The organism is Vibrio sp. 11986-1-5, from assembly GCF_963878025.1.
GTDB lineage: Bacteria > Pseudomonadota > Gammaproteobacteria > Enterobacterales > Vibrionaceae > Vibrio > Vibrio injensis.
In genome coordinates this window covers 30625-48082 of sequence record NZ_CAWNVW010000050.1, presented here as the reverse complement: position 1 = coordinate 48082, position 17458 = coordinate 30625, and the positions used below count along the sequence as shown (strand labels likewise).

Here is a 17458-nt window from a genome sequence, read left to right as displayed (position 1 = left end):
GCATTATGCAAATATAAAAAAGGGTTAGCAATCGCTAACCCTTGGTACTGTTTTTTGTTTTTATATACAGCAGGTTGTGTTTACAAAGCGGCCTTACTCATTAGGTACTTGGCTGCTCGGTTGTTTTACCTTCCGGTTCAGCGGTGGGAGCTTGGCCGGTTTTACGTAGGTATTTCTCTTCCCAATAAGTGGCATTTTTAATGCCAAGCTTGACGGGGTTGAAAGTAAATTCTTCAACGCCTTGCTTTTGCTGTTCTTCATAATCTTTTAGCGCCACGATGGTCGGTTTAGCCAAAAAGAAGATAATTAAAATACCAACAATATTCAGCCATGCCATTAGTCCTACACCAACGTCGCCGAGCGCCCATGCAAGATTAGCAGTGTTGATACTACCGTAGAACACCACAGCAACCATGGCTACTTTAAGCAAAAACATAGCACTACTGATTTTGAAGCTACGGCGAATGTAGGCAATGTTAGTCTCTGCGATATAGTAATAAGCTAATATCGTGGTAAATGAGAAGAAGAACAGTGCCATAGCCACGAATGGCTTACCAATCCCTGGTAGGGTGGTTTCAATCGCCATTTGGGTAAAGGCTGGGCTGTTAGCTGCAATATCGGCTGGTAAATTTTGCAGTATCATCCCCTCAGCACCGTGAACATTATAAGCGCCGGTGATTAGGATCATGAAAGCAGTGGCTGAACAAACCAGTAAAGTATCAATGTAGACAGAAAATGACTGAACTAACCCTTGTTGCACTGGGTGTTGGACACTCGCTGCAGCTGCAGCATGAGGCCCTGTGCCTTGACCTGCTTCATTAGAATATACGCCACGCATAACCCCCCAACCGATAGCAGCACCAAAGCCAGCCATAGGAGTGAAAGCATCACCAATAATCATAATGAAAATAGCGGGAACTTGAGTAATATTTAAAAGAATGATGATAAAGGCGAGGATAACGTAAGCCAGGGCCATAAAAGGAACGACAAACTGAGTAAATTGAGCAATACGCTTAACACCACCGAAAATAATGAAAGCCAGCACAATACAGATTAATGCACCAGTAAAGATCTTCGCAAAACTAAAGGTGCCCATGGCTGTTTCGACCATGTCTCCAGAGCCAAACGCCATTTCAACTGCATTACCGATACTGTTCGATTGAATACCCGGCAGTAAAACCCCACAAGCTAAAATAGTCGCAATGGCAAAGATCCATGCATACCATTTTTGACCTATGGCTTTTTCAATGTAATAAGCCGGTCCACCACGGAACTGACCAGTATCTTTGTCTTCTTCTTTATAAATTTGCGCTAAGGTCGACTCTGCATAGGCGGTGGCAGCACCAAAAAAGGCCACCATCCACATCCAAAATACCGCACCGGGTCCACCAAAACCAATCGCAGCAGCGACACCGGCGATATTACCTGTCCCGACTCGACCGGATAAAGATACGGCCAATGCCTGAAAAGAAGAGATCCCTTTTGATGAGCTTTTGCCTGACAGTAGCAAGCGCCACATTTCGGTGAAATGACGAACTTGTACAAAGCGAGTATTGATTGAGTAAAACAAACCAGCGCCAAGACATAAATACACTAGGGCTGGGCTCCAAATTATTCCATTAATAAAATCAACAAATGACTGCATGAAAGTTTCCCTGTTAACGAATTGTTGTGTTTGTTTTGCATCCACATCTTAGATCTCTTGTAACTATTTTGTTAACTGGTTTTTTCTCTCTTGCGTGTTTATGTGGTATTCATCACGTAAGTGGTCTTATTGTGTTAATTTTTAGTGGTGTTTTGTGCGGGGAGTAATTGCGGCTCAACAAAAATGGCTCATACACCCTAACGGTGCTGAGCCTGAGAAGATGTGACATTACGGATTGATTAGATGCTCATAGTCCTACGATACCGCCTGACCATAGCGAGATACGTTGAGTTCACTGGTTTTTATTTTACTCGGACGTTGGCTGATAATATCGGCCAGTAAGCTTGCAGAGCCACAAGCCATCGTCCAGCCTAATGTTCCATGACCAGTGTTCGTATAAAGGTTGTCGAGCTTGGTTGCGCCAATGATTGGCGTGCCATCAGGGGTCATGGGGCGAAAGCCAGTCCAAAATTCCGCTTGTTCGAAATAACCGCCTTGAGGGAAGAGATCCTTCACCACCATTTCAATCGTGGCTTTACGCGCTTCGGGAATTGAAGGGTCAAAACCCGCTAATTCAGCCGTTCCAGCGACGCGAATCCGTTCATCAAAACGGGTTAGGGCAACCTTATAGGTTTCATCCATCACGGTGGATTGCGGAGCAAAATCGGCGTCACGGATCGGTACGGTTAATGAGTATCCTTTTACCGGATAAACGGGGAGATCAATGCCAAATGGTTTGAGTAGCGCCGGAGAGTAGCTACCCATCGCAACCACATAAGCATCGGCTTTAAGCAATCCCTTATCGGTTTGAACACCAGTGATCTTATTGCCTTCGCTAAGTAAGCCTTGCACTTGAGTGTTAAACTCAAAGCGTACCCCTTTTGATTTTGCCAATTCGGTTAATTGCTGGCAAAACAGATAACAGTCACCAGTTTCGTCATCGGGTAAATACAAGCCACCAACCAGTTTCTCTTGAACTGGCGTTAATCCCGGCTCTTGTTTCAAGCAGCCAGCGACATCCAGCAGTTCGAAACGAGTGCCACTTTCTTCCAGCAACTGCATGTCTTTTTCAACCGCTTGCAATTGTTTTTGTTTCCTAAATACTTGCAAGGTACCTTTTTGTCGGCCTTGATATTGAATATCGTAATTTTTATTCAATTCAATCAAACACTCTCGGCTATGATTAGCAATCGACAACATACGAGCTTTATTGACTTGATAACGGGATAACTGGCAGTTCGCCAGCATTTGGGTTGTCCAATTGAGTAACTTGGGATCAAGTGATGGCTTAATTTTCAGCGGTGCGTGTTTTTCCAGTAGCCATTTGATGGCTTTTTGCGGCACACCTGGGGCTGCCCAAGGCGAAGAATAACCGTAGGAAACTTGCCCTGCGTTGGCAAAACTGGTTTCTTCTGCACTTCTGGCTTGACGATCGATAACCGTCACACTGTGCCCTGCTTGTGATAAATACCAAGCACTGGTTAAGCCAATAACACCACTACCTAAAACAATAATTTCCATGACAACCTCCAAATTAACAACGTAAGTAGTTTCTTTGATTTACCTTTTGTTAACAATCGATAAAAATTATCATCAGTGTTTAGTTTTTCTAAAGGCTGTTGCCATGTTAAAGAATACTTACCTTGCAGCATTACATACCTTTGTACAGGTCGCTCATCATACCAGTTTCAGTAGTGCTGCGAAAAGTTTGCACATTACGACGGGCGCGATTAGCCAGCAATTATTGCAGCTTGAAGCGCAATTAGGTTTTAGTCTTTTTGAACGGCACTCGCGAGGAGTTCGGTTAACCGAAGCGGGGCAAACCTTATTGGTGGTTGTTCAACGTAGCTTGCAAGATATTGACAGTACAATTGAGCATCTTAACCAACGAGCCAATCGACGTGAGATACGTTTAAAACTCACCCCATCATTTGCCTTTAAATGGTTAGTGCCCCGGCTGGAAGACTTTTATCGTCATTATCCTGATATTCAAATTCAAACCTTCGCGGAAGGAGCATTAGTGGATAGCGATCGGCGCGATTTTGATCTGGCGATTGACTACGGGCCGTTTCCTTATTCTAAAGCCAACGCAGAATTATTATTGGAAGAGTATTTATTACCAGTGATGAGCCCAGCTTATCTGGCAGCTCATCCCGATTTAATGACGCATGAACGTCGCCCATCGGCGTGGCGCGAGGTCGTTTTGTTGCATGATGCTATGCCATGGGCAAAAGCGGCTCGGGATTATGAGTGGTTGTACTGGGCTTCGGAAATGGGCATTGAATTGGCGACGCATCAAGGCCATTTTTTTAATCGAACCGACATGGCCATGTCGGCGGCAGAGGCGGGTGTTGGTATCGCCATGGCAAGGCTGGCTCTACTGAGTAATGAATTAGAACAGGGCAAATTAGTCACGCCATTTGAGCCAATAGCCGCGAACGCTGGCTATTACTTAATTGCTCATAATCAAAGTGATACTACGGCGATTTTTATCGAATGGTTAAAAGGGCAAGTTTATCGAGCTGATTAATCGATACGATTGGCGATGGCCGCTTACTCAGTGGTGATATGTACTGGCAAGTAACGATGAATAAATCTGATCGTTCAAAAATCTTAACCAAGTTGCTGAAAAACTCAGGCTAGGTTTCATCGCTACGCCCCGTATAATAGTGAGAACTTGTCCTACTTGCCCAAGGAGTAAATGATGTATCACGCTCATGTTTATTTTGATTTATCTCAGCAGCCACTCGCTTATGCTTTGCAACAAACCATTATTGCTGAATGCCGCGAGCAGATTAGTGCCATCTTTCCTTTGGTTCCGCGTTTGGTTGGCCCCCATCGCAAACCGATGTTTGAAATTCATTTTACCGAACAGCAAAAATCCTTCATTGGTTGGCTGGATAATGCGCGTGGCCCTTTGAGTGTCTTAATTCATCCTGTTTCTGGGGATGATTGGCATGATCATAGTGAACATCAAGTGATGTGGCTAGGTGAGAACCTCGGTGTCAATCAAGAGACGTTGCGTTAGTCGGTCCGCTTTCTAAAAGAACCGTTGTTGCTAGTGTGAGATAAATGGTAAAAAAAATCTGTTCGCGCTTAATTTTAAATTGACTTTCAATTGGTTGATCAATAATATTTAGCGCGAAAAATAACCCGGTTGATGCAATTTAACGCTACACTTTAAGCGTTAAACCGAGTAACAACCGATCCCTTTTAATTTATCGAGGTACAATAGAAACCTATGGACTCGTCGAGTAGTCGAATATCACAGTATGGTCTTTTCGATGGTTCGAAAACACCAACGGTTTCTTGCTAGCCTGTCGCTAAATTCTCTTTAGCTGTTGTCAGGCGGTAACTACCCTTGGCAAAGCGAACTCTTTCCTTCCATCGTTAATTCCATACGTTAATACTTTGCGCAGTAAGGCAACGTTTGCCTTTGCGTAACCTATGACTGATGCTCACACGCTGTGAGCCGACACGTCGTGCTTCGCAAACCTACTGTTGCGCTAAGCGTTTTTCGTTTAGGCAAAATTTGTGGTTGCGATCACCAGGTTTCTTTGTCCTGAGCCCAACTCAGGAGAGACAAAGATGACAGTTTTTCGTACGCATTACATCGCTGATGTAAAAAAAGCCCGTACCCCAGTGCAACGCGCAGTATTGAGCCACGCTAAGCGTGATTTTTTCTGTGTCAGTGACCAATTACAGGTGCAAGAAGTGATCACCATGCTCAAAGCGAGCCCGCTGTTTTCTTCTTCCGTTCATGTTATTGCGTTGATTAATGATCGCGCTGAGTACCAAGGTTTGGTGTCTATTAGCCGTTTATTATGTGCTGATAAAACTCAGCCTGTCACTGCACTGGTGCAAGGGGCTAATCATTATACTTTCGCCTTAAGCGAAGCTTACCCAGCCGCATTACAACTGAGAAAAAGCCAATGGCCCGTGCTGCCAATTTTGGATAGCCGCCACCGTGTCGTGGGAGTGTTGGAATTAAACGCTGCCCGCGCGATCATTCGTCACCAACTTGAACTTAATGATCAAGGTGTGGCTAAAACTTCATCTGGCTGGAAACGCTTTGTGCGTTTTTGGAAGCACTAAGGGAAGAGCACGATGTCTGTTTCTATCATGACTCAAGAGCTGTTGGCACTGCACATCAGCCATAATCAAGCCGCGATGCTACGTTTTATCGACCAATATCCTTTGGCGGACTGTGCTGAAGCTTTTGCGCAGTTATTAACTGAACAACAATTAACGGAACAAGAGGTATGCCAACTGCTCGCCTTACTGCCATTAGAAAAGCAAGTTGCTCTGTTTGGTTATTTTAGTTTAACGTGGCAAGAAAAGTTGGCTGAGCAAATGGATGCTCAGCTTCTTACTCAATTAACTGAGCTGATGCCACACGATGAACGAGCCGATTTATTGACTCAGTTGGAGCCCGAGCTTCAGCAGCAAGTATTAGAGCAAATGGATAGCGAAGAGCGTTCCGACATTCAAAGGCTGGTTTCTTATCCAGAGGAGAGTGTCGGTGCGGTGATGACCTCTGATTTTGCTGTGCTTGCTGCTGATTATACGGTTGAACAAGCGATGCAAAAATTGCGCAGCATTGCTAAGCAAACCGAAACCATCTATCAGGCTTATGTGGTCGATGAACAGCAGCGTTTACAAGGTACAGTGTCACTACGCGATTTGGTGATTTCAGAACCCAGCTCAACTGTGGGTAAGATCATGACCCGAGTGTTGATTTTTGTCCGAGTCGATGAAGATCAAAACGTCGCAGCACAAGCGATCAGTAAATATGATTTGCTCGCGTTACCCGTAGTCGATGAACAAAATCGTCTAGTGGGTATTGTGACTTACGACGATGCGATGGATGTGGCAGAAGAAGAAGCCGCTCGTCATATGCATAAGTCGGCAGCGGTCGATTTCACAGGCAACTTAAAAGAGGCCTCAGTGGGATTAATGTACCGTAAGCGCGTATTTTGGCTGGTGTTACTGGTCTTTGGTAACCTATTTTCTGGAGCGGGGATTGCCCATTTTGAAGATACCATCCATGCCTATGTGGCGTTGGTCTTCTTTTTACCGCTACTTATCGACAGTGGGGGTAATGCGGGATCTCAGTCAGCCACCTTGATGGTGCGGGCACTGGCTACCGGAGAAGTTATTGGTAAAGATTGGGCCAAAATGCTTGGTAGAGAGGTGATGATAGCGGGGCTACTCGGCGTAACCATGGCTGTCGCGGTATCGATGCTTGGCTTATGGCGCGGTGGACCAGAGATCGCTTTAGTCGTGGCAATTACCATGCAAATTGTGGTGATTGTTGGCTCGGTTGTTGGTATGTCTTTACCATTTATCCTCAGCAAACTGAAGTTTGATCCTGCATCAGCCAGTGCGCCATTGATCACTACGATTGCCGATGCGGTGGGAGTCATCATTTACTTCTCCGTAGCAACCATGATTTTGGATTTCCCACCGACGGTTTAAGTGGGTTGATAGGCTAGGAGCTTTGGCATTACTAACGTTTGTCAAGGCTTCATAGTCCTAGCAAGGAGAGTAAATCATGTGGGAAATGTTTGATTTTATTCTGCCGCTCATGTTAGCTGCAGGTTTAGGTGCCATGGTTGGGCTTGAGCGTCAATGGCATCAACGTATGGCTGGGCTAAGAACGAATGCTTTAGTGTCCCTTGGTGCCGCAAGCTTTACTCTGATGTCGATGATGGTTGATGGCGATGCCAGTCCAACACGCGTGGCAGCGCAGGTGGTCTCAGGTATCGGTTTTCTCGGTGCCGGCGTCATAATGAAAGAAGGAGCCAATATTCGCGGCTTAAATACCGCGGCTACTTTGTGGTGCTCTGCCGCGATAGGAGTGATGATTGGTGCCAATCAGTGGTCAGGCGCACTTGCGGTGACGATCGTTATTTTAGCCACCAATACCCTATTACGGCCATTAGTCAGGTTTATAAACCATCGCCCTGTCGAGTCGGTCCAACAAGCGGAATGCTGGTGGCAATACCGTTTAGAGGTAGTTTGTTTAGAAACTGATGAAGCGCATGTTCGAGCTTTATTATTGCAAGGTGTCTCTTCGGGGGCTTTGCAATTACAAAAGTTAGAAAGTGAAACCTTAATCCAAGATAAACAGACTCAGGTACGTGTCATCTCTTCGGTAATGGCAACACAGCGGACCGATTCACACATTGAACGAGTCATTGGTCGACTAAGTTTAGAGCCGACTGTTTCACTGGCAAGTTGGCAAGTGGTTGAGGCTTAATTCACTATCGCCTAGAGACGTTGAATTCTCTTGCTATGCCCAAGGTTAATCAGGTGGTTCTGTCGACATCCATTGTCTTAGTTGGTTGTCAGAATCACCTGATTTTTCTTTTTCTTCACTCTGGTTGTCATATAACTGTGCTAAAATCAGCCATTTGCATGCTATTCGTCTCATTATTATTTTATCTCTCAGTATCTTTAGCGGCTAAAGGCATTTGATAAGATAAAACAATAATGATGTTGATTCATGCTCACATGACAATGAAAAGAGTATTTAAATGTCAATCAATATCATGACCCAAGACCTCATGGCGCTGCACATCAGTCAAAATGCCGAGGCTATGGAACGCTTTGTTGAAGAGCACCCACTGGCTGACTGCGCAGAAGCCTTGACCGAATTGTTGGATAATCAAAGTTTAACCGCTAAAGAAGCGGGGCAATTATTACTGCTGATTTCGTTAGAAAAACAAGCCGCTCTGTTTGGTTATTTTTCCTTGCGTTGGCAAGAAAAGCTTGCTGAAGAGCTTAATGCGCAAGAGCTCGCACAAATGACGGAGCTTATGCCTCATGATGAACGCGCCGATTTACTGACCCAATTAGAGCCCGAGTTTCAGCATGAAGTTTTACAACAAATGGATGATGAAGACCGGCGCGATATTCAGCGCTTAGTCTCTTATCCAGAGGAGAGCGTCGGGGCATTAATGACCTCGGATTTCGCAACACTCGATGCCCATCAAACCGTTGAAGAAGCCATCAACCAACTACGGAAAATCGCCAGTGAGCGAGAAACTATTTACCAAGCTTACGTTGTCGATGAGCAAATGCATCTGCAAGGTACCGTTTCCCTGCGTGATTTGATGATTTCTGAGCCAAGTCTAACGGTTGGCAAAATCATGACCCAAGTGCTGATTTTTGTGCGGGTGGATGAAGCGCAAAATGTCGCCGCGCAAGCGATCAGTAAATATGACTTACTCGCTCTTCCGGTCTTGGATCAACAAAATCGCATGGTCGGTATTGTGACTTATGATGATGCGATGGACGTTGCAGAAGAAGAGGCCGATCGTTCGATTCACAAATCTGCCGCGGTTGACTTCTCCGGTAACCTCAAAGATGCATCAGTGAGCTTAATGTACCGTAAGCGCGTGTTTTGGTTGGTATTACTGGTGTTCGGTAATCTCTTTTCTGGAGCGGGGATCGCCTATTTTGAAGATACAATTCAAGCCTATGTTGCGCTGGTCTTTTTCTTACCCTTATTGATTGGTAGTAGTGGTAACGCCGGGGCACAGTCGGCAACGCTGATGGTCCGTGCGATTGCAACCGGCGAAGTCATTGGTAAAGACTGGGCGAAAATGCTGGCTAAAGAACTGTTTATCGCCGGTTTACTGGGTATCACTATGGCGATTGCGGTATCGCTGCTTGGTTTATGGCGCGGCGGTCCAGAAATTGCCTTAGTGGTAGCGTTAACCATGCAAATCGTGGTGGTGGTTGGATCGCTGGTCGGGATGTCACTGCCATTTATTCTCAGTAAACTTAAGTTTGATCCGGCATCGGCCAGTGCACCACTGGTTACCACTATTGCCGATGCGGTCGGGGTTATTATCTATTTCTCAGTCGCCACCAGCATTTTAGATTTTCCAGCGGTTGGTTAAACTTGCTTGATTGAGGCTCTAAATAGAGCCTCTTTTCTTATCCCCCCAACAACTTGGGATGCCCTATAACTTCACTTCAACCCATATTAGGCGATGGTCGGAAGAGACATCTTTACCATCCCCATAACGGCCCAAACGCGAGTCATTCATTAAACGATAACCCACTTGATCAGACGCTGGCCAGTAAACACCTGAATCAATAACCGTTAAGTTGGCCGAAGGCAGAGCATAATCAACGCCTAAGCCAAAAGTGGACGTGATTCTCTGTGGATGAGGATGAGTTGATAATCGCTGCGCAGCAAATTCAGCGGCACCAAGACTACTTGGGTAAAGCGTCCCTTGAGTCACCTTTTGATTAAGTAGCGGATCGGTATGCAGCGCTTGCATTATTTCACTTAACCCATCACCGGCGACCGGGTCGAGATTTAAATCGCCCATGATGACAAACTTCTCATTGTTGGCTAATCCCCCTGTTTTACCTTTATCATCATAAAAATAGGGCTGATTTTGTATGTAATGGTGCCAAAACTGCACTTCTGCAGCGTTTTGTTGCTGATTTTTACCAGGGTCAAAGACTGGGGGCGTCGGGTGAGACATCAGTAAATGGATCACTTGATCCCCATCGACAGTTGGAATCACAATCGGTGCATCCACATGGTTTTTAGACGATAAACGCACCTGTTGCCATTCTGCATCGCTATACCAAGCATCGCCACACACCATGCCTTGAGGAATTTTTTGTGAGCCATCACAGATGGTGATCTTGGGGTTTTCTGCTCCAGCCATATCTTTCCATTTAAAGTGCTGGAAGGTGCGCGTTTGACTCGCATCAATCGGGTACTTAGACAGTAAAGCAAACGCGTATTGGCCGTGATAAAAACCAAATCCCCAAGCATCACCCGGTAACTGACCCTTTTGGCCATTGTTATCTAAATCAAATTCACTCAATAGCCCGGTATTGGTGGCGTAAGCTTTAGCAAACGGATAATGAATCGGTTCTAGATCTGGCTCGCCTCCTGCGCCTTGTCGGCTTTGTGCTACAGATAAATAATTGTTTTGAAAGCCGATCAACGCCGAAGTATCTTCACCAGTACCATCATTATTGAATTCCGCCATCATCAATACATCAGGGCGATTATGTTGAATAACCGCCGCGACATTGCGGATCTGGATAACGTTTTGCGCTAATGTTTTGTCTTTTTGTTCAATCTTGCCCGCTAAGTAAGCTTCAACCAAAGCTTGCTGCTGCGCAGGTTCGACCTGCATTTCAGTCACCAGTTGTGCAAAGGTGTTACGGTCAAAAGAGAGATTATAGGTAGCAATTTTAAGCGTTTTTTCAGGTGTTGCCATGGTATCGATATCCTGATTACAGCCCACGAGCAGTGCGCTACTGAGCAGTAAAGCGGTCGGAGCAAGTCGCATTTTTTTCATTATTCACACCATAGAGTAACTGTCCATTCAAAACAAAACCGATTTAAACGATACAGACAGATAAGACACATTGATTCGTTATCTGAATGGTAAGGATATGCTTACTTGTTGTAAGTGATAAAAATCACACCCAAGGTGTAAGAAGATTCTTGTTTATATATTTTTGTGTGACTAGTGCCGGTTTTTTGGTGGGTTTGGTTTATTTTTTAGGTCCTAAAACCGGATTGAGGACGCATTAGAAAGCGCGATATCAGAACCTAGCTCTGCAGATTATCATTTATAAAGGAGCGGGTTATGCGTTGGTTTTGTTCATTTATTACTATGGTACTGATGTTACCATCAAGTATTGCGGCTACAGAGATTGGCTTCCAACAAAAGGTTATCAGCCAATCTTTAGAAAGGCCCTTATCTATATCCATCTGGTACCCAGCTAAGCCGTCCAATCAAGTCACTTTGATTGCTGATAATCCAGTTTTTCAAGGTAATTCAGTGATAGGAAATGGTGCAGTAAATACCGCTTCTGCCCCTTTGGTGGTGCTTTCTCATGGTTATCGAGGTAACTGGCGAAACCAGCATTGGCTAGCGGTGAAGTTGGTTGAGCAGGGTTATGTTGTTGCAGCGGTTGATCACCCTGGAACAACGACACTTGATTCATCTCCTCAACAAGCGGCGCAATGGTGGCAAAGACCCAAGGATTTAAGTCGGCTGCTTGATTATTTATTGTCTGATGAGCAGTGGTCCGGCGTGATTGATCGTACGAATGTGACTGCGATAGGGCATTCTTTAGGTGGCTGGACCGTGTTACAACTGGTTGGCGCTCAGGTAGATCGCACTTTTTTCATCAGCAATGTCTTTTGTACCCAAACCCTAGAACCTGTGGGTTGGCAAAAGCGCTAGGATTGGCCGAGTCACAACCCAATGAACCTCTATCAGCAAGATTGCACGATGAGCGTATTAAGCAAGTAATCAGCTTAGATCTAGGCTTAGCGCGCAGCTTTTCCTCCTCTAGTCTTCGTAAAATAAAAACACCAGTTTTGATTTTGGCGGCTGGCATTGATATTGGCGATCTCCCTCAAACTCAAGAGTCAGGTTTTTTAGCTGAACACATACCGCTACTATCACGGCGTTATAAAGTGTATGAGCAAGCGATGCATTTTAGTTTTTTACCCATTTGCAAACCTGGTGCAATCCATTTACTTGAAGAAGAAGTGCAAGGTGACGGTATCATTTGTAAAGATGGAAGAGGCATAACGCGTAGCGATCTCCATCAAAGCATATTTGCCGATATTTTATTGTTTTTAAGCAAGGAGCGTGAGCAAGCTTAGTGTCATATTTAGGAAGGGCTTGATAGCATTATGATGATGAGTTTCGGTAGCCACTGGGTGTTTGCCCCGTGATACGTGAAAACTCACGATGGAAATTGGATTTAGTTTGAAACCCTGACGCTAAATAAACTTCGGTGATCGACATATTACTGGTTAAGAGCAGTGATTTAGCATGCTCTATTCTAAATGAATTGATCACTCTGGAAATATTTTCTCCGTACACCTGATTGATTGCTTGAGAAAGTGGCTTCGCTGGCACTCCGAGCCACTTTGAGAGCTTCGCTAGAGTTAAATCAACATCCTTATACAGTTCTTTTTCTGTGAGTAAGTGGCTGAGCTTGTCACAAATCTGTGTTGCTTCTTGCTTACTCATTGATAAAGATGAAGATTTTATTTCCGTTAGTGGGGGCTGTGTTATCACGTTATTTGTTGGCTCAACCACAGTATGCTGACTAGCGATAGTTACCGTTGTGACGATTCCTGCGATCAGGACTATATAACTAGAGGATAAAATAAGATTGATGTGCTCAGCACTGTTACGAATTAAATCATAACTGATCATCCCATCAATCAGAGCTGACATTAGTAACAAGAGTCCTGCTGCTCTTTGAGCAAATAAAACCGTGGTAATTTGATTAAGGCGGACATGGGTTGGTATTTTTAATGATTCTTTTATGAGTAAGAGTCCGTAGGCTAAATAAAGAAAAATCAAAACAATATCAATAGTGACTAACCAAACTCGTGATGGATTGGTAGAAGCAATTGCGACAATAATAGGACCAAGCCAGTGGAGATATTTAGTCTTTGCGTGCTGAGTTTTAGAAAAGCAAAGCCAGGCTGCGACAGGCAACATCGCACCTAGAATAGGTTGAATGCAGCGTAATAAAGCAATATCAAATGTCCACCTTAATCCGACGACGGCGGTCATCGTAGAGCAGAGTATACTGAACCAAAATACTCCAGACTTTAGCCAATTACGTTTGGGACGCATGAATAAGGCGGTAATGATAAATAGCAAAGATGCTATAAAGGGAAGAGGGATGGCAAGCATTAAAAATTCCATTTTATATTCATCATCAGGCTGATTATATGAGCAGCCTATGTGCGAGATTATCGCTCAGTGAAATTCCTAAATAAACCATTTAATTGCAAACCAGTTATGAAGTTAAACGAGCCACCGTTTTGTTCATTATCACGATGTTTGACTTGAAGCTCCAATCCAAAACAGGCAAAGTGCGTGAAACCTCTAGCAACGTCTTGATCAGACAAGGCCGACGATAGCGAAAACGGATCTGCTTATGCCTAATAATTCCTCTTCTTTCTTTGATTTTACTGCTCTGTTTGCCCTGTGCGAACCGAGCTCATTACAAAAAGGCATGCAGCTCGCGAACAGTGGAGCGGTGCGTAAATTGACCGTTAATGGTCATACCGCCAATGCCGAAGTAAAAGGCTCTCAGCTTTATCGTGTGCAACTCAATGGTGGTCAAACATTATCAAGCTACTGCACTTGCCCAGCCGCTGAATACCAAGAGATGTGTAAACATGGTGCTGCCGTTGCGTTTTGCTTACTTAGCGATTCGCCCATTGATCAAGATGATGAACGCGAGCGGATCCGCAATCACCTAAAAACATTAGGGGAAGAGGCAATCTTAGAGAAGCTACTCGATTACCTCGAACAAGATGAATCCGCTTGGAAAACGCTAATAGCAAAAATACAGCTCACTGAACGGAGCGTCAGTTATAACGATTTGAAAAAAATGGTGACCCAAGCGCTACCCCGTGAACCGATTTGGAATTGGCGTGAAGTTGGCGACTACTTCTCTTACGCAGAAGATCAACTCGAACTGATCTGTGAAGCCGCGAAAGAACTGAAAGCGGATCAGCAGTGGAAATTAATTCACTACATAGTGACCCGTTTAAATCTCGTGTTAGAGCAGATTGATGATTCGAACGGAGAACGGTTTGGGGTTGAAGCGCTGATCAATGTTCAAATGCCGTTAATCCTCAATCAGTTGGATTGGAGTGAAGCGGAAAAAGCGCAGTGGATGTTTGAGCGCATGACTCACTATGAGTTTGATGTTTATCCAACGATTGACACTCACTTCGAGCCCGTTTGGCGCAGTAATCAGACATTTCTTGAATTGTGCAAAACCGCGATTGAGAAAACCCCACTTAACCGTGATAACGCATGGAACCTGAAAACATGGGCGATACCACTGCTAAGCACCGCCAGTGATTGGCATGAGCATATCGCTATTAAGCAAAAAATCGCGTGGCGCTGCGACGATTTTCTGGAAATCGTGCAACTCTATCTTGAGCATCAGGAACCACTTCAAGCCGAATTTTGGTTAGCCAAAGCGAAAAAACAAGCTAACCATATTGAGATGCAACAATGCGAGCAACTGCAAGTCAACCTCTATATTAGCTTGGGCGAAGTTGTGAAGGCGTGGAGTTTGGCTAATCGTTTGTTTACAGACGCTCCGACTTTTCAAGGCTACCAAGAGTTGAGCGCTTTTAAAGTGACACACCAGATTGAGGATGCAGAGTTTTTAACTCGTATCGAACAGGTATTGATCAATAACTACCAACCTGCCGATGCTCGCGGGTTTGTTAGCCACCACAATAGCGCCTTAGTTGAGTTTTATATTGAGCAACAAGCGTGGGAAAAAGCGTGTGATTGGGTCGCTACTCGGCCAACCGATAGCCATGTATTACTAACACTGGCCGATGAAATCGTAGCGGACAAACCCAAACATACTTTGGATTACTACCTTCGTGTTGCTCGCGTGTGTATTGACCGCACCAGTAACCAAGGTTATCAAGAGGCAATTCACCATTTACAACGCGTCGAGCGCTTATTGGCTAAACACCCAGCCGCACTCGCTGATTTTTATCTCGCGATAACATCACTGGCGGAAACCTACAAACGTAAGCGTAATATGCACAGCTTATTGAAAAAGCACTATCCGAAGCAGGTTTAAGCTATGGGTTTTCTATCCCCAAACCACTTGAGGTTGCTGGCAATAAAGATCACCGCTGCTCAAGTCGTCAGGGGATAGAGCCGTTAACAGCCGTAAGTCTGCATAATGTAATCTTCAAACTGTTGGCACATCTGGTCATCAGACACCGCATTAGACGCAATCACTTGCTCTCCATCGACGATGGTGATTTTCGCATTCAGTGGCGCAGGGCTGCTCGGTTGACGGCTCTGCATCGCCGCGATTTTTTGTAGCTCTTGTTGCCAAGCTTGCTCGGCAGAAAGGTTACAGACATCGGCCAGATATTTAGCATTAAAGCCTTCACCAGTAAGACTTTGGATCGATTCAGAATGTGAGACTTGGTTACCTTTGTGCCAATAATGCTTAGCGAGCAATGGGCCAATCTGTGGGTTATCTGTTAGGTAGCCAAACTTTTCCATAAAGTAAGCCCGCGTTTGGTACACCGCCATATGAGCCAATAAGTAACCTTGGTAAGCGCAGGCTGATTCATCGGATAATAGGTGCGGGATCGCCAACAGCGGACGAGGGCTCGACTCAAGGCCAAGAATACGCTGCTCGGTTTCACGGGCTAAAGCCGTCACCTGTTCAGCGGTTAACTGCTCATCGCTCAATTGGTACAAGGCGCGTTCAAAATAAGGCACCAGCAGAATGCTTCGTTCTTGATACGCTTTGAATGGCTGGCGGTTATTCACCATCGCTTGAATGACACGATCAGGAACCGGGTTGCCCTTGCTATCCAAGGCATAGCGTTTTAGCCAATCGGCGTCGTTGAGTAGGCTATCGCAAAACATCGATTGCGTTTCAGCGTAGGCCATGGAGGTTGGCGCAAACTCTTGTGAGAAGCAAGGGGCATTGAGCTTCACATTGGCGAAATGCGCCGCATGGCCACCTTCATGAAACAGGGTATTGATACCATCATAGCCACTGCCGATTTGGTCAGGTTTGGCATTGGAGGTAAAGTTGACTTTAGCCGCAACCCATTGTCCTTGATGGTAAAAAGAGGGGAGCGGGCCATGACAAAAACCATTGGGGTATTTTCCTTTGCGATCCAGCAAATCTAAAGTCAGCTCAGCCTCTGAATAGTTGATATGTAAGCGGCCAAAGGATTCTACCCAACGGCGTAAGGATTGCGAAAACGGCACATAAGGGTCGAGTTCTCGCATCACATCGCCAGCAAACGAGAAAACAAAATTGTGCCCTTTGAGGCATTCTTCCCCTTGCTCGGCAACCTGTGTGCTTAAGCTCTCTTGATGGCGTTGACGGGTACGCTGCTCGAAATCATCCAAAATGGTAAACAGCGCTTCGCTGCTCATTTTTTCGGTCTTTTGTACCGAATAGTCAAAGTAATTGGCATAACCCATGGCGCGCGCAAAGGCGTTACGTTTTTGTACTAATTGCAAAAAGCCTTGTTCAAGCAACCATTGCTCGAGTGCTAGCAGCGATTGATGGGCTGATTGACGTACGGACTCAAGATTATTGGCACGAATGGTTGAACTGAGCACCGGTAAACTGGCTTCAATCGCCTCACCGTGTTCGTTTGTGTAAGTCAGCACATGTTGCTGCTTTTTGCGAAATAGCTCAGCTTCGAACTCGATCAGCTCGTTTTTCAGTTGCTGAGCTTGGCGAGATTCTATCGCATGGGCTTGGAACATGGCTAACCAGCCATTCAGCCCTTGCAGGGTTTGTTCTCGTTGCTCGTTATCGCCGATGTTTTCTGCCGCGGCGATCTGTTGGCGGATTTCTTCTATTCTTGACCCTTGTGAGAGAAAGTGAGTCCACTCGGTTTGGGCTTTGGTTGCCCCCGCTTGATCATCACTAATGCCCATGTAGGTTTGCCAAAAGTAATCTTCTTTGCGGCGGTGAATGGCCAAGTAATCTTGGTTGAGTTGGTTAAGGTAAGCACTGGCAGTCATTTTTATTCTTAAAAATGGTTGAGTTAATCGAAGATTATCTCACGCCCAGCACAAACGAGCGATGTAACCCCAGCTATGGTTTATGGCCACTGCGTAAAGGTAAATGTACTGGGTATTTACAGGGGGATGGGGGAGAGCAAACAAGCTTTTGCCCCATTCCGTGTTTCGACCGATTCAACACATACATCACCAAGGCTTCATATGACTTATTTTTTCTAATCTATCTATGTGACCA

Annotated in this window: 12 protein-coding genes and 1 pseudogene; 8 read left to right on the top strand and 5 right to left on the bottom strand. The window is 45.1% G+C overall.

From position 1 onward, the window contains the following. Positions 1-100: 100 nt before the first annotated feature. Positions 101-1645 (bottom strand): alanine/glycine:cation symporter family protein, encoded by a 1545-nt coding sequence (locus AACS00_RS11850; RefSeq protein ID WP_110167544.1) that lies wholly within the window; start codon positions 1643-1645, stop codon positions 101-103. A gap of 255 nt (positions 1646-1900) precedes the next feature. After that, complete coding sequence (locus tag AACS00_RS11845; RefSeq protein WP_072668745.1) at positions 1901-3166, bottom strand: D-amino acid dehydrogenase; 1266 nt, start codon at positions 3164-3166, stop codon at positions 1901-1903. 103 nt (positions 3167-3269) lie between these two features. Between AACS00_RS11845 and AACS00_RS11840 the strand changes: the two genes are divergently transcribed. From AACS00_RS11840 to mgtE (AACS00_RS11815), 6 genes are all read left to right on the top strand, one after another. After that, positions 3270-4175 (top strand): LysR substrate-binding domain-containing protein, encoded by a 906-nt coding sequence (locus AACS00_RS11840; protein ID WP_110167543.1) that lies wholly within the window; start codon positions 3270-3272, stop codon positions 4173-4175. Between the two features lie 174 nt (positions 4176-4349). Continuing rightward, complete coding sequence (locus AACS00_RS11835) at positions 4350-4673, top strand: DOPA 4,5-dioxygenase family protein (protein WP_072668743.1); 324 nt, start codon at positions 4350-4352, stop codon at positions 4671-4673. Between the two features lie 560 nt (positions 4674-5233). Further along, positions 5234-5740, top strand: a complete 507-nt coding sequence (locus AACS00_RS11830) for a hypothetical protein (protein ID WP_072668742.1) — start codon at positions 5234-5236, stop codon at positions 5738-5740. A gap of 12 nt (positions 5741-5752) precedes the next feature. Continuing rightward, on the top strand, positions 5753-7123 hold the full coding sequence (mgtE, locus tag AACS00_RS11825) for a magnesium transporter (RefSeq protein WP_110167542.1): 1371 nt from the start codon (positions 5753-5755) through the stop codon (positions 7121-7123). 76 nt (positions 7124-7199) lie between these two features. Beyond that, positions 7200-7907 carry an MgtC/SapB family protein gene (locus tag AACS00_RS11820; protein WP_110167541.1) on the top strand — a complete coding sequence of 236 codons (708 nt, stop codon included), beginning with the start codon at positions 7200-7202 and terminating at the stop codon, positions 7905-7907. Positions 7908-8184: 277 nt separating this feature from the next. Further along, on the top strand, positions 8185-9555 hold the full coding sequence (mgtE, locus tag AACS00_RS11815) for a magnesium transporter (protein WP_110167540.1): 1371 nt from the start codon (positions 8185-8187) through the stop codon (positions 9553-9555). A 63-nt stretch (positions 9556-9618) separates the two neighbouring features. On the opposite strand, the gene AACS00_RS11810 is transcribed toward mgtE (AACS00_RS11815), so the two are convergent. Then, positions 9619-10986 carry an endonuclease/exonuclease/phosphatase family protein gene (locus AACS00_RS11810; RefSeq protein WP_110167539.1) on the bottom strand — a complete coding sequence of 456 codons (1368 nt, stop codon included), beginning with the start codon at positions 10984-10986 and terminating at the stop codon, positions 9619-9621. 294 nt (positions 10987-11280) lie between these two features. On the opposite strand from AACS00_RS11810, the pseudogene AACS00_RS11805 reads away from it, so the two are divergent. Beyond that, positions 11281-12311: pseudogene (locus AACS00_RS11805) on the top strand (alpha/beta hydrolase family protein). A 28-nt stretch (positions 12312-12339) separates the two neighbouring features. On the opposite strand, the gene AACS00_RS11800 reads toward AACS00_RS11805, so the two are convergent. Further along, entirely contained in the window at positions 12340-13374 is a 1035-nt protein-coding gene (locus AACS00_RS11800) for a helix-turn-helix domain-containing protein (protein ID WP_258306863.1), read from the bottom strand. 235 nt (positions 13375-13609) lie between these two features. On the opposite strand from AACS00_RS11800, the gene AACS00_RS11795 reads away from it, so the two are divergent. After that, entirely contained in the window at positions 13610-15292 is a 1683-nt protein-coding gene (locus AACS00_RS11795) for an SWIM zinc finger family protein (protein WP_110167537.1), read from the top strand. Positions 15293-15375: 83 nt separating this feature from the next. Here the strand turns inward: AACS00_RS11795 and AACS00_RS11790 are convergent, their stop codons facing one another. Continuing rightward, complete coding sequence (locus AACS00_RS11790; RefSeq protein WP_110167536.1) at positions 15376-17223, bottom strand: M3 family metallopeptidase; 1848 nt, start codon at positions 17221-17223, stop codon at positions 15376-15378. Positions 17224-17458: the final 235 nt, after the last annotated feature.